The 13536-nt window shown below is 66.5% G+C and carries 8 protein-coding genes and 4 tRNA genes; 2 read left to right on the top strand and 10 right to left on the bottom strand.

Annotated elements, in window-relative coordinates; translation table 11 throughout:
* Window positions 1-47 precede the first annotated feature (47 nt).
* Complete coding sequence (locus tag CON77_RS05880) at window positions 48-1676, top strand: transglycosylase SLT domain-containing protein (protein ID WP_101048203.1); 1629 nt, start codon at window positions 48-50, stop codon at window positions 1674-1676.
* A 91-nt stretch (window positions 1677-1767) separates the two neighbouring features.
* Here CON77_RS05880 and CON77_RS05875 read toward each other — a convergent pair.
* From CON77_RS05875 to CON77_RS05830, 10 genes are all read right to left on the bottom strand, one after another.
* Window positions 1768-1843 (bottom strand) — tRNA-Gly (locus CON77_RS05875).
* A gap of 27 nt (window positions 1844-1870) precedes the next feature.
* A tRNA-Cys gene (locus CON77_RS05870) sits at window positions 1871-1944 on the bottom strand.
* 64 nt (window positions 1945-2008) lie between these two features.
* Window positions 2009-2084 (bottom strand) — tRNA-Gly (locus CON77_RS05865).
* Between the two features lie 95 nt (window positions 2085-2179).
* Complete coding sequence (gene lon / locus CON77_RS05860) at window positions 2180-4603, bottom strand: endopeptidase La (protein WP_101048202.1); 2424 nt, start codon at window positions 4601-4603, stop codon at window positions 2180-2182.
* Window positions 4604-4703: 100 nt separating this feature from the next.
* Window positions 4704-5972: an ATP-dependent Clp protease ATP-binding subunit ClpX gene (gene clpX / locus CON77_RS05855; RefSeq protein ID WP_101048201.1), complete on the bottom strand. Its 1269-nt coding sequence runs from the start codon at window positions 5970-5972 to the stop codon at window positions 4704-4706.
* A 73-nt stretch (window positions 5973-6045) separates the two neighbouring features.
* A complete protein-coding gene (gene clpP / locus CON77_RS05850) occupies window positions 6046-6657 on the bottom strand; it encodes an ATP-dependent Clp endopeptidase proteolytic subunit ClpP (protein WP_101048200.1) in 612 nt (203 codons plus the stop codon).
* A gap of 176 nt (window positions 6658-6833) precedes the next feature.
* Entirely contained in the window at window positions 6834-8147 is a 1314-nt protein-coding gene (tig, locus tag CON77_RS05845; protein ID WP_101048199.1) for a trigger factor, read from the bottom strand.
* A gap of 66 nt (window positions 8148-8213) precedes the next feature.
* A tRNA-Leu gene (locus CON77_RS05840) sits at window positions 8214-8300 on the bottom strand.
* A gap of 46 nt (window positions 8301-8346) precedes the next feature.
* Window positions 8347-11490, bottom strand: a complete 3144-nt coding sequence (locus CON77_RS05835; protein WP_101048198.1) for an efflux RND transporter permease subunit — start codon at window positions 11488-11490, stop codon at window positions 8347-8349.
* A 22-nt stretch (window positions 11491-11512) separates the two neighbouring features.
* Window positions 11513-12595, bottom strand: coding sequence for an efflux RND transporter periplasmic adaptor subunit (locus CON77_RS05830; RefSeq protein WP_101048197.1), 1083 nt, complete (start codon window positions 12593-12595; stop codon window positions 11513-11515).
* A 154-nt stretch (window positions 12596-12749) separates the two neighbouring features.
* Between CON77_RS05830 and hpnC the strand changes: the two genes are divergently transcribed.
* The coding region (gene hpnC / locus CON77_RS05825) for a squalene synthase HpnC (RefSeq protein ID WP_101048196.1) at window positions 12750-13536 on the top strand (787 nt) is incomplete at its 3' end.

Here is a 13536-nt window from a genome sequence, read left to right as displayed (position 1 = left end):
GCCATGGCCGATAATTCCAGGGCTTTCCCCCTGCCCCGACACGATCCATGACCTTCGTTCGCCTGACCCTCTCCGCCCTGTGTGCCGCGTTGCTGAGCGCCTGCACCACGCTGCCCCAGCCGGAGACCGCCACGCGGACCACCGCCCAGGCCGCACCCGGCACCCCGACCGCCACCGTGGCACAGCGCCCCGCCCCCAGCGCCCGGTCGAGCGAAACCCCGCTGCAAACCCTGGCCGTCGCCGGCACTGCGCCCAGCAGCCCTGCCGTCGCCTCGCTGCAAGCCCCGAAGGACCTGTGGGAGCGCATGCGCCGTGGTTTTGCCATGCCCGACCTGGAGGACCACTGGGTGCGCGACCGGGAGAACTGGTACGCCAGCCGACCCGACTACATCCAGCGCATGACCGACCGCGGCAGCAAATACCTGTTCCACGTGGTCGAAGAATTGGAGCGCCGCAACCTGCCGCAGGAACTGGCCTTGCTGCCTTTCATTGAAAGCGCGTTCAACCCCCAGGCCGTCTCCCACGCCAAAGCCGCCGGCATGTGGCAATTCATGCCCGCCACCGGCCGCGACTTCGACCTCAAGCAAAACGCCTTCCGCGATGACCGGCGCGACGTGCTCGCCTCCACCCGGGCCGCCCTCGACTACCTGGAACGGCTGCACCGCATGTTCGGCGACTGGCACCTCGCCCTGGCCGCCTACAACTGGGGCGAAGGCAATGTGATGCGCGCCATCAAGCGCAACCAAGCCGCTGGCCTGGGCACCGCCTACCTCGATCTGCGCATGCCGGACGAAACCCGTCAGTACGTGCCCAAGCTGCAGGCGGTCAAGAACATCGTGCTGGCGCCGCAACGCTTCCAGGTGGGGCTGCCGACGATCGGGAACCACCCGTTTTTCGACAGCGTGGGCATCGACCGCGACATCGACGTCGCCCTGGTCGCCGAGCTGGCCGATGTGAGCGAAAAAGACTTCCGCCAGCTCAACCCCTCGCACAACAAGCCGGTCATCATGGCCGCCGGCACCCCCACCATCCTGCTGCCCTGGGACAATGCCCTGCTGTTTGAACGGCGCCTGCGCGAACACAAAGGCCCCACCGCCAGCTGGACGGTGTGGCGCGTGCCTAGCCACATGAGTGCCGCCGCCGCGGCGCAGCGGCACGGTTTGAGCGAAAGCGAGCTGCGCGACATCAACAAAATCCCGCCCAAGATGCTGCTGAAGGCCGGCTCCACCGTGCTGGTGCCGCGCCAGGGCAAACTGGACGCGGACGTGCCCGAGCACATCGCCGACAACGGCCAGATCCTGTTCATGCCCGAGCGCCCGCCCCTGCGTCGCGTGCAGGTCAAGGTCAAGGCCGGCGAAAACCTGGCCAAGTTCGCCAAACGCCAGCGCGTGACCGTGGCCGACCTGCGCGAATGGAACCAGCTCAAAGCCAACGCCACGCTGCGCTCCGGGCAGACCCTGGTGGTCCTGCGCCCGCACAGCGACAAAGAGGCGGTGGCCCAGGCCAAGGGCAAAACCAAAGGCAAGGTGCAGACCGCGCAAGCCAGTCAGGGCACGCGCAAGACCGCCCAAAAGGGCACATCGCGCCGCAAAACCGAACAAGTGGCGCAAAAACGCAAAGGCAAGGCCAAGCCCGAGCGGGTGGCGGCCCAAAAGAGCGCGGTCACCGTGCGTTGAGCACACGTGCCACCGGGCGGCCACAAGGCCCCGCGGTGGATCCACACAGCAAAACAAAAAAGCCTCTGGCTTTCACCAGAGGCTTTTTGTATGGAGCGGGATAAGAGGCTCGAACTCTCGACCTATACCTTGGCAAGGTATCGCTCTACCAACTGAGCTAATCCCGCATTGACTTGCTTGCGCAAGCCTTAACTTGGAGGCGCGGGCCGGAGTCGAACCGACCTACACGGATTTGCAATCCGGTGCATAACCGCTTTGCTACCGCGCCTTGTTGGGCTCTGTATCCGGCCATGCGACTGGATCAAGCAACCACCGAAGTGACTGCCAAAATGTGGAGCGGGATAAGAGGCTCGAACTCTCGACCTATACCTTGGCAAGGTATCGCTCTACCAACTGAGCTAATCCCGCATTTTTCAAACTTGCTTTGTTTCCGCCGCATTGTCTGAAGCCATTATTCTATACGGATTTTCACGATCCCGTCAAAAGCGGGGCCGTTTTTTTCATCAATGCTTGACCGCCGGGTTGCTGTCGGTGGCGGTCGGGGCGGCAACCACCGCAGCGGCTTCCTCCTCGGTCAGGGGACTGGGGTAGCGCTCCAGGGCGATCTCCAGCACCCGGTCGATCCAGCGCACCGGCACGATCTCCAGGCCTTCCTTCACGTTGTCGGGAATTTCGGCCAGGTCCTTGACGTTCTCTTCGGGGATGAGCACGGTCTTGATTCCGCCGCGCAGGGCCGCCAGCAGTTTCTCCTTCAACCCACCAATGGCCGTGACCTCGCCGCGCAGGGTGATTTCACCGGTCATCGCCACGTCGGCCCGCACCGGAATGCCGGTCAGGGCCGACACCATGGTGGTCGTCATGGCCGCGCCGGCGCTCGGGCCGTCCTTGGGCGTGGCGCCGTCGGGCACGTGGATGTGGATGTCCTTCTTCTCGAACACCTCGTCCTTGATGCCCAGCGCCCGCGCGCGGCTGCGCACCACGGTGCGCGCGGCCTCGACCGACTCCTTCATCACGTCGCCCAGCGAGCCGGTGCGGATCACGTTGCCCTTGCCCGGCATCAGCGCGGCTTCGATGGTCAGCAGGTCGCCACCCACCTCGGTCCAGGCCAGGCCGACCACCTGGCCCACCTGGTTTTGCGCCTCGGCGCGGCCGTAGGTGTACTTGCGCACACCCAGGAAGTCGCTCAGGTTCTCGGCGTTCACTTCCACCGTGGGGGTGTACTTTTTCAGCAGCAGGCCTTTGACCACCTTGCGGCAGATCTTGGACAGTTCACGCTCCAGAGAGCGTACGCCGGCCTCGCGGGTGTAGTAACGCACCACATCGCGCAACGCGTCTTCGGTCACGGCCAGCTCGCCGTCCTGGATGCCGTTGTTCTTCAGCTGCTTGGGCAGCAGGTACTTCTGCGCGATGTTGGTTTTCTCGTCCTCGGTGTAACCGCTCAGGCGGATCACCTCCATCCGGTCCAGCAGCGCCGGCGGGATGTTCATCGAGTTGGACGTGGCCACGAACATCACGTCGCTCAGGTCGAAATCGACCTCGACGTAGTGGTCGGCGAAGGTGTGGTTCTGCTCCGGGTCCAGCACCTCCAGCAGCGCGGACGACGGGTCACCGCGGAAATCCATGCCCAGCTTGTCGATCTCGTCGAGCAGGAACAGCGGGTTCTTGGTGCCGACCTTGTTCAGGCTCTGCAGCACCTTGCCCGGCATGGCACCGATGTAGGTGCGGCGGTGGCCGCGGATCTCGGCCTCGTCGCGCATGCCGCCCAGGGCCATGCGCACGTACTTGCGCCCGGTCGCCTTGGCCACCGACTGGCCCAGCGAGGTCTTGCCCACGCCCGGTGGCCCCACCAGGCACAGGATGGGGGCCTTGACCTTGTCCACCCGCTGTTGCACCGCGAGGTATTCGAGGATGCGGTCCTTGACCTTGTCCAGGCCGTAGTGGTCCTCGTTCAGCACGTCTTCGGCAAAGGCCAGGTCGTGCTTGATCTTGGTTTTCTTGCTCCAGGGCAGACCCACCAGCACGTCGATGTAGTTGCGCACCACGGTGGCCTCGGCCGACATGGGCGACATCAGCTTGAGCTTTTTCAGCTCAGCTTCGGCCTTCTTGCGCGCTTCGGCGGGCATCTTGGCGAGTTTGATCTTCTTCTCGATCTCCTCGATGTCGGCACCCTCTTCGCCTTCACCCAGCTCTTTCTGGATGGCCTTGACCTGCTCGTTCAGGTAGAAGTCGCGCTGGTTTTTCTCCATCTGGCGCTTGACGCGGCCGCGGATGCGCTTGTCCACATTCAGGATATCGACTTCGCGTTCGAGCTGGCTGAACAGGTTTTCCAGGCGCTGCGACACCACGTCGAGGTCGAGCACGCTCTGCTTGGCTTCCAGCTTGAGCGGCAGGTGGGCGGCGATGGTGTCGGCCAGGCGGCCGGCGTCGTCGATGCTGGCGATGGACGTCAGGATCTCGGACGGGATCTTCTTGTTCAGCTTGACGTACTGGTCAAACTGCTGCATCACGGCGCGGCGCAGGGCTTCGAGCTCGGTGCTGTCCAGGTCCGCGCTTTCGGCATCGCCGTCCACCGGGGTCACTTCGGCGTGGAAATGCTGCTCGCCTTCCTGCACGCCCAGCACCTTGGCGCGTTGCACGCCCTCGACCAGCACCTTCACCGTGCCATCGGGCAGCTTGAGCATCTGCAGGATGCTGGCGACACAGCCCATGTCGAACAGGTCTTCGGGTGCGGGGTCGTCCTTGGCGGCGGTCTTTTGCGCCACGAGCATGATGCGCCGCTCATTCTCCATGGCCGACTCCAGCGCCTTGATGCTCTTGGGCCGCCCCACGAACAGGGGAATCACCATGTGGGGAAACACCACCACGTCGCGCAGCGGCAGCAGCGGCAGCGTCACGGGTTGGCTGGGAAGGAGTGTGTGTCCGGACATCGTCTTACCTCAATCTGAATGCGGCAAGTGGGGGCACATTCGGCCGCTTCAACCCGCTTGCCAGTGGGGGCAAGGGCGCCAAGCGCCCCGCCCCGTCGGGTCAGGCCTGCCGGGCGGCTTCGCGGTACACCAGCAGCGGCGCCTTGCCGTCTTCGATGGTGGACTCGTCCACCACCACCTTTTCGACGTTGCCGATGCTGGGGAGTTCAAACATGGTGTCCATCAGCGCCTGTTCGAGGATGGAACGCAGACCACGGGCACCGGTCTTGCGCTTGATGGCTTTGCGCGCGATGGCCTTGAGCGCACCGTTGCGCACCTCCAGCTCCACGCCTTCCATCTGCAGCAGCTGGGCGAACTGCTTGACCACCGCGTTCTTGGGCTCGGTCAGGATGTCCACCAGTGCGTCCTCGCCCAGTTCGGCCAGGGCGGTGACCACGGGCAGGCGGCCCACGAGTTCGGGAATCAGGCCGAAGCGCACCAGGTCGTCGGGCTCGACGTCGGCGAACACGTCGGTCAGGCTGCGTTCCTTCTTGCTCTTGACGCTGGCACCAAAGCCGATGCCGGCGGCTTCGGTGCGCTGCTCCACGATTTTCTCCAGGCCGGCAAAGGCACCACCGCAAATGAACAGGATGTTGGAGGTGTCCACCTGCAACATGTCCTGGTTCGGGTGCTTGCGCCCGCCTTGGGGCGGCACCGAGGCCAGCGTGCCTTCGATCAGCTTGAGCAGGGCCTGCTGCACGCCCTCACCCGACACATCACGCGTGATGGACGGGTTCTCGGACTTGCGGGTGATCTTGTCGATCTCGTCGATGTAGACGATGCCCTGCTGCGCCTTGCTGGCGTCGTAGTTGCAGGTCTGCAGCAGCTTGGCGATGATGTTTTCCACGTCCTCGCCGACGTAGCCGGCTTCGGTCAGCGTGGTGGCATCGGCCATGACGAAGGGCACGTTCAGGCGGCGCGCCAGGGTCTGGGCCAGCAGCGTCTTGCCCGAGCCGGTGGGCCCGATCAGCAGGATGTTGCTCTTGGCCAGCTCCACGTCGTCCTTCTTGGCCACCTCTTTGTGGCGCAGGCGCTTGTAGTGGTTGTACACCGCCACCGACAGCGACTTTTTCGCCGCTTCCTGCCCGATCACGTAGTGGTCGAGGTGCTGCTTGATTTCCAGCGGCGTGGGCAGCGCGTCGCCCTCGGCGGCCTGGCCCAGGGTGGTCTGGGGCAGTTCGTCGCGGATGATGTCGTTGCACAGGTCGATGCACTCTTCGCAGATGAACACCGAGGGGCCGGCAATCAGTTTCTTGACCTCGTGCTGGCTTTTACCGCAGAACGAGCAGTACAGGGTTTTGTCGCTGTTGGCGCTTTTTTTATCGGCCATATGGGGATGCCTTGCTGCTGTCTCGGGGAAATGTCGTTTGGGGCAATGATACGTGAGGCCCTGGACGCGGCGCTCAGGCGCCGCGCTTGTCGATGACCTTGTCGATCAGGCCGTATTCGGCGGCTTCGGCGGCGGCCATGAAGTAATCGCGCTCGGTGTCGCGCTCGATCTTCTCCAACGGCTGGCCGGTGCGTTCGGCCAGCACCTTGTTCAGGTCGGCGCGCAGGCGCAGGATCTCGCGGGCGTGGATCTCGATGTCGGTGGCCTGGCCCTGGGCGCCGCCCAGCGGCTGGTGGATCATGACGCGCGAGTTGGGCAGCGCAAAGCGCTTGCCCTTGGTGCCCGCGGCCAGCAGGAAGGCGCCCATGCTGGCAGCCATGCCCATGCACAGGGTGGACACGTCGGGCTTGATGAAATTCATGGTGTCGAAGATCGACATGCCGGCGCTCACCGAACCGCCAGGGGAGTTGATGTAGAAGTGGATGTCCTTGTCCGGATTTTCACTTTCCAGGAACAGCATCTGGGCCACCACCAAGTTGGCCGACTGGTCGTTGACCGGACCGACCAGAAACACCACGCGCTCCTTCAGCAGGCGGGAGTAAATGTCGTAGGCGCGTTCGCCGCGGCCCGACTGTTCGATGACCATGGGGACCATGCCCAGGTTCTGTGCATCCAATGCGCTCATGTGTGTGCTCCGAAAATCTGTGCGACGCTCAACTGTAACCAATGCCGGGAGACACTGTTGGCCTTGCGGGGGGCCGACAGGCCGATTTGGGGCATGTGGGGGCGCCATCGGCAAAAAAAAGGGCGGGTTGCGACCCGCCCTGTTGCTGGGGGCACCGTGCGGCGCCCACCGGCAGATCAGCCCTGCTGGCCCATCAGCTCTTCGAAACTGACAGCCTTCTCGGTGACCTTGGCCTGGCCCAGCACGAATTCGGTGACGTTGTTCTCGATCACGATGGCTTCGACCTCGGCCATGCGGCGGTTGTCGCCCTTGTACCAGCGCACCACATCGGCCGGGCTTTCGTAGGAAGCGGCCAGTTCGTTGATGTGGGCGTCGATCTGCTCGGGCTTGGCCTGCAGGTTGTTGGCGTTGACCAGCTCGGCCACCACCAGGCCCAGGCGCACGCGGCGCTCGGCCTGTTCCTGGAACAGTTCGGCCGGGATCGGGGCCTTGTCGGCGTCCTTGATGCCGCGCTGCTTCAGGTCGGCGCGGGCGCCTTCCACCAGGCGCTCCACCTCGGCGGCCACGCTGGCTTTGGGCAGGTCGAGTTCGGACTGGGCGACCAGCGCGTCCATGGCCGCGGCCTTGTTGCGGGCCTGCAGGCGGAACTTGACTTCGCGGGCCAGGTTCTTCTGGATGTCGGCACGCAGGGCGGCCACGGTGCCGTCGGCAATGCCCAGAGACTGGACGAACTCCTCGTTCACCTCGGGCAACTGCTGGGCTTCGACCTTGTTCAGGGTCACCAGGAAGTCGGCAGTCTTGCCTGCCACTTCCTTGCCGTGGTAGTCGGCCGGGAAGTTCAGCGGGAAGGTCTTGGACTCGCCGGCCTTCATGCCGCGGACCGCGTCTTCGAACTCTTTGAGCATCTGGCCTTCGCCGACCAGGAACTGGAAGCCCGCGGCCTTGCCGCCTTCGAACGGCTCGCCGTCGATCTTGCCTTCGAAGTCGATGGTCACGCGGTCGCCGTCGGCGGCGGCCTCATCGGCGCCGCGCTGCACGAAAGTGCGGCGCTGCTTGCGCAGGATGTCCAGGGTGCGGTCGATGGCGGCTTCGTCCACTTCGGCCGAGAGCTTGTCCACTTCGGCGGCGGACAGGTCCTTGATCTTGACTTCGGGGAAGACTTCGAAGATCGCTTCAAAGGCCACCACGCCCTCGGGGGCGCCGTCCTTTTCGTTGATGCGCGGCTGACCGGCGATGCGCAGCTGCGCTTCGGCGGCGGCGGCGTTGAAGGCCTGACCGACCTTGTCGTTCATGACTTCGTACTGCACCGAGTAGCCGTACTGCTTGGCCACCACGCTCATCGGCACCTTGCCGGGGCGGAAGCCGTCCATCTTGACCTGGCGCTGCATGCGCTTGAGGCGGGATTCGACTTCCTTCTGGATGCTGTCGACCGGCAGCTCGAGCGTGATTTTGCGCTCCAGCTTTTCCAGGGTTTCAACGTTCACGGCCATGGTTTTCTCCTGTAGGGGCAACAGGGCAGCCTGGAGGCTGCCGCTGAACGATCCGGGTCAAATGTGTGGTGCGCGGGGGGGGACTCGAACCCCCACACCATTGCTGGCGTCAGGACCTAAACCTGGTGCGTCTACCAATTTCGCCACCCGCGCTGTGGTAAGAGCCGCCGCGCGCCTGGGGCACGCAGCGGCAAACCGGTTATTGTAAGGCAGGCGCTGGTTCGCGCTTCACGCGGAACCAGGCGGCGTACATCGCGGGCAAGGTCAGCAAGGTCAGCACCGTGGCGACGATGAGCCCGCCCATGATCGCCACCGCCATCGGCCCCCAGAACAGGCTGCGCGACAGGGGAATCATGGCCAGCACGGCGGCGGCGGCCGTCAGCACGATGGGCCGCAGGCGGCGCACCGCGGCTTCGACGATGGCGTCCCAGGCCGGCACGCCGGCGGCGCGGTCCTGCTCGATCTGGTCGATCAGAATGACCGAGTTGCGCATGATCATGCCCATGAGGGCGATGACACCGAGCAAGGCGACGAAGCCGAAGGGCCGGTTGAGCAGCAGCAAGGCCGCAGCGACGCCGGCCAGACCCAGGGGCCCGGTGAGAAAAACCAGCATTGCGCGGCTGAAGCTGTGCAGCTGCAGCATGAGCAGGGTGAAGATGATGAACAGCATCATCGGCACGCCGGCGGCGATGGAGCCCTGGCCCTTGCTGCTTTCGGCCACGGTGCCGGCCACTTCCACGCGGTAACCCCCCTGGCCCTGGCGCACCCATTCGGCCTCCAGCGCGCGGACGGCGGGCAGGAGCTCGTTCGTCACCGTGGCCCCTTGCAGGCCGGCGACGATGTCGCTCTGGACGGTGACGGCGTACTCGCGGTTTTCGCGCCACATCACGCCCGGCTCCCAGGCGAACACGGGGCGGGCGATCTGCGTCAGCGGCACGGGCCGGCCGCTGGCGGTGGGCAGGTAGGCGTTGGCCAGCTCCGACACGGCGTCGCGCTCGGCCAGGGGCTGGCGCAGCACGATGTCGATCAGCTTGTCGCCTTCGCGGTACTGGCCGACGGTGCTGCCGGACAGGGCGGTGCGCGCGGTTTGCGCGATCGACGCGCTGCTGACCCCCAGGGCGCGGGCCTTGGCCTGGTCCACGTCCAACCGCACGGTCTTGACCGACTCGTTCCAGTTGTCGTTCACGCCGCGGGTGTTCGGGCTCTGGCGCATGGCCTGCTTGACCTGCTCGGCCCGTTCGCGCAGCAGCACCGGATCGGACCCGTAGACGCGGAACTGGACCGGGTAGGCCACCGGCGGGCCGTTGGCCAGCAGCTTGACGCGGCCGCGCACCTCGGGGAATTCGGTGGCCAGCAGCTGAGGCAGCTCGCGCATCAGCCGGTCGCGCTCGGCCAAGCCCCGGGGCATGATCAGGATCTGGCTGACGTTGCTCTGGGGAAAAATCTGGTCCAGTGGCAGGTAGAACCGGGGCAGGCCGGAGCCGATCCAGGCCGTCACGTGCGCCACGTCGGGCATGGCCTGCAGCCGGTGCTCGACGCGGCGGGCGACGGCTTCGTTGGCGGCAAAGGCGCTGCCTTCGGGCAGCCAGAGATCCATGATGATTTCGGGCCGGTTGGACTCGGGGAAGAACTGCTGCTGCACGTTCTTCATGCCGACGATGCCCAGCGCAAAAATCAGCAGGGTGGCCCCCAGCGTGGCCCAGCGGTGCTGCACGCACCAGTCCACCACGGCGCGGAAGCGGGTGTAGAAGGCACCGTCGAACACCTCGGCCACCGGACCGGTGTGGACCTTGACCTTGAGCAGCTTCACGCCCAGGTAGGGCACGAAGTAGACCGCGACGATCCACGACAGCACCAGGGCGGCGGCGGTGACCGCGAAGATGGCAAAGGTGTATTCCCCGACCGTGGACTTGGCGAAACCGATGGGCAGGAAGCCGGCGGCGGTGATCAGCGTGCCCGTGAGCATGGGCATGGCCGTCACGTCCCAAGTGAAGGTGGCGGCCCGCATCATGGTGTGGCCTTCCTCCAGTTTGCGCACCATCATTTCGACCGCGATGATGGCGTCGTCCACCAGAAGGCCCAGCGCGATGATGAGCGAGCCCAGCGAGATCTTGTGCAGACCGATGCCCCAGTACTGCATGACCAGGAAGGTCATGGCCAGCACCAGCGGGATGGTGATGAACACCACCAGGCCGGGACGGACGTCCAGGGTGTAGCGGCGCAGGCCGCGGCCGGCGGGGTTGCGGTGCAGACCCAAGCTGAGGAAGCTGACCAGCAGCACGACCACCACCGCCTCGATCAGCACCTGGACGAATTCGTTGACCGAATGGGACACGGTGGCCGGCTGGTCCTGCACCTGGGCCAGATGCATGCCGGCGGGCAGGCCGCGCTCCAGCACCGCCAGCTGGGCCTTCAGGGCCTCGCCCAGGGCAATGATGTCGCCACCCTTGGCCATGGACACGCCCAGGGCGATGCCCTCCTGGCCCGCGTGGCGCACCTTGACCTGCGGCGGATCGACGTGGTCGCGCCGGATGTCGGCGATGTCGCCCAAACGCAGCTGGGTGCCGTTGGCCGCGCGGATGGGCATGGCGCGCAGCGCCTCGACCGACTGGAAGGCGCCACCGACACGCACCCCCACCGCGTCCTGCGGTGTCTGCACGACACCGGCCGGCGCCACGGCGTTCTGCTGCCCCAGCTGTTCCAGCACCTGGTTCATGTCCAGGCCCAGGGTGGCCAGGCGCCGGCGCGAGATTTCGATGTAGACCTTCTCGTCCTGTACGCCGTAGAGCTCGACCTTGGACACGCTGGGCACGTTGAGCAGCGCCTGGCGGATGCGGTCGGCCTCGGTTTTCAGTTCCGCCGGGCTGTAGCCTTCGCCCTGCAGGGCGTAGATCACGCCGAAGACGTCACCGAACTCGTCGTTGAAGAACGGCCCCTGCACCCCCTGGGGCAAGGTGGCGCGCATGTCGCCGATCTTCTTGCGCACGGTGTACCAGATCTGCTGCAGTTCCTTCGGGGGCGACGAATCGGCCACCTGGAAGACGATCAGCGTCTCGCCGGGCTTGGAGTAGCTGCGGATGATGTCGGCGTAGGGCGTTTCCTGCAGGGTTTTTTCCAGCTTGTCGGCCACCTGTTCGGCCATCTGCTGGGCGCTGGCGCCGGGCCAGTAGGCGCGCACGACCATGGCGCGGAAGTTGAACGGCGGGTCTTCGTCCTGACCGAGCTGGAAGAAGGCGGCAAAGCCCAGCACCAGCAGCACCACCATGAGGTAGCGCGTCAGGGGCTGGTGGTTCAGCGCCCATTCAGAGAGGTTGAAACGCGATCGGTTCGGGGTGTCGCTCATGCGGGGCTCCGGACGTTCCGTTTCAGCGGGCCACGGGCGCGGCGTAGCGCACCACGGCCTGGCCTTCGGTGAGGACGTGGACACCGGCCGACACGACCTCTTCACCGGCCTGCAGGCCTTGGGCGATCAGGGCCTGGTTGCCCTCCAGCCCGGCGACCTGCACGCTGCGGGCGCGCACCACACCGGCCTGGGCGTCGAACACCCAGACGGCGCTGCCCTGGCCCTGCTGCCACAGGGCGCTGGTGGGCAGGCGCAGCGCCGCCCCCGCACCGCTGGGCGGGGTCGGCAGCGCCAGGCGCACCGTGGCCGTCGCCCCCAAGGGCGGCGGGCTGTCTTCGGCCAAGGCCACCTTGACGGCGTAGGTGCGGGTCAGCGGATCGGCACTGGCCGCGACCTCGCGCACCCGGCCACGCAGACTCTGGGCGCTGCCCGGTCCGGCCTGGGCCCACAAAGAGACTTCGGCCTGGGCGCCGGTGCGCACCAGGGCGACCCGGTCTTCGGGCACGGCAAACACCGCATCGCGCGGCCCATTGCGGGCCAGGCGCACCACCGGTGCGCCCGCCGCCACGACCTGACCGGGCTCGGCGTCCACCCCCACCACCACGCCGTCGGCATCGGCCAGCAGGCGGGTATAAGCGGCCTGGTTGCGCTGGACGTTGGCCTGGGCCTGGGCCTGCTCCAGGCTGGCCTGGGCGGCTTTCAAGGCGGTCTGGCGCCGTTCAATTTCGGCCCCGCTGATGAAGCCCTGGGCCCGCAAGGATTCGAAGCGGCCCAGATCGGCCGCCGCCAGGTCGCGCTGGGTCTGGGCCGCGGCCACCTGGGCACCTGCGGCCTGGGCCGCGGACTGGTAGTCCTGCCCGTCGAGCACCGCCAGCAACTGACCCGCCCGCACCGACTGACCGACCTCGGCCGGCCGCTCCAGCAGCTTGCCGCCCACCCGGAAACCCAGGCGCGACTCGGTGCGGGCGCGGATGTCGGCCGCGTACTCCTGCGCGCCCAATCCGGCCCCCGCCTCGATCTTGAGCAGCTTGACCGCGCGCACCGGATCCTCCGGCGGGGCCGGCCGGGAACAGGCCGACAGGCCCAGCACCAAGCCCAACGCCATGGGCCAAACAGCAAACCGCGATGTGTGCACAATGCCTCCGAATAATTAATGACCGACGGGTTATTAAGCAAATGATACCCGAAGGCCGGGGCCGACACGCAGTATCGCGGCCCGCTCCCCGCTCGGCAAGCCGGCCTGTGGCAACATCCGCCGCATGCAAGGCGTCGAGCATTACGAGAATTTCCCGGTGGCCTCCTGGTTGTGCCCGCCGCGCTGGCGCGCGCCCATCGTCGCCCTCTACCGTTTCGCCCGCACCGCCGACGACTTGGCCGACGAAGGTCAGGCCCCGGCCGCCCAGCGCCTGGCCGATCTGGCGGCGTTCCGTGCCGACCTCCTCGCCGTCCTGGCCGGACAAGCCCCTTCGCCCCGCTGGCCCGAGGTGTTCGGGCCGCTGGCGCGCGAGGCCGCGACCCACCGCCTGCCGGCCCAGCCGCTGTTGGACCTGCTGGACGCCTTCGAACAGGACGTGCGCCACACCGCGCAAGGACGCCACTACCCCGACCGGGACGCCTTGTTGGACTACTGCCGCCGCTCAGCCAACCCGGTGGGGCGCCTGTTGCTGCACCTGTACGGCGTGGACGATGCGCGGTCGCTGGCCCAGAGCGATGCCATTTGCAGCGCCCTGCAACTGATCAATTTCTGGCAGGACCTGGGCCAGGACCTGGCGCGCCAGCGCCACTACCTGCCCCTGGCCGACCTGCAACGCCACGGACTGCGGCCCGAAGCCCCGACCGAAGCCCCGGCCCGCAGCGCGGCGCTGGTGCGCGAACTGGCCGAGCACGCCCGCGGCCTGATGGAGCAAGGCGCACCGCTCGCGCTGCGGCTGCCCGGCCGCACCGGCTGGGAGCTGCGGCTGGTTGTGCAAGGGGGCTTGCGCGTGCTCGACCGCATCCAGGCGCTGGGCTGGCGCACCTGGGAAACCCGCCCCCGCCTGGGCGCCC

This window comes from Macromonas nakdongensis (genome assembly GCF_002837145.1).
Classification (GTDB): Bacteria; Pseudomonadota; Gammaproteobacteria; order Burkholderiales; family Burkholderiaceae_C; genus Macromonas_B; species Macromonas_B nakdongensis.
The sequence above is the reverse complement of the archived record's forward strand: the minus strand, read 5'-3'. Positions and strand labels throughout refer to the sequence as shown.

Excerpts from the sequence above, each read along its gene's own strand:
- CON77_RS05880 (WP_101048203.1), top strand. The coding sequence starts at position 48 with ATGACCTTCGTTCGCCTGACCCTCTCCGCCCTGTGTGCCGCGTTGCTG.
- lon (WP_101048202.1), bottom strand. The coding sequence starts at position 4,603 with ATGTCCGGACACACACTCCTTCCCAGCCAACCCGTGACGCTGCCGCTG.
- clpX (WP_101048201.1), bottom strand. The coding sequence starts at position 5,972 with ATGGCCGATAAAAAAAGCGCCAACAGCGACAAAACCCTGTACTGCTCG.
- clpP (WP_101048200.1), bottom strand. The coding sequence starts at position 6,657 with ATGAGCGCATTGGATGCACAGAACCTGGGCATGGTCCCCATGGTCATC.
- tig (WP_101048199.1), bottom strand. The coding sequence starts at position 8,147 with ATGGCCGTGAACGTTGAAACCCTGGAAAAGCTGGAGCGCAAAATCACG.
- CON77_RS05835 (WP_101048198.1), bottom strand. The coding sequence starts at position 11,490 with ATGAGCGACACCCCGAACCGATCGCGTTTCAACCTCTCTGAATGGGCG.
- CON77_RS05830 (WP_101048197.1), bottom strand. The coding sequence starts at position 12,595 with ATGGCGTTGGGCTTGGTGCTGGGCCTGTCGGCCTGTTCCCGGCCGGCC.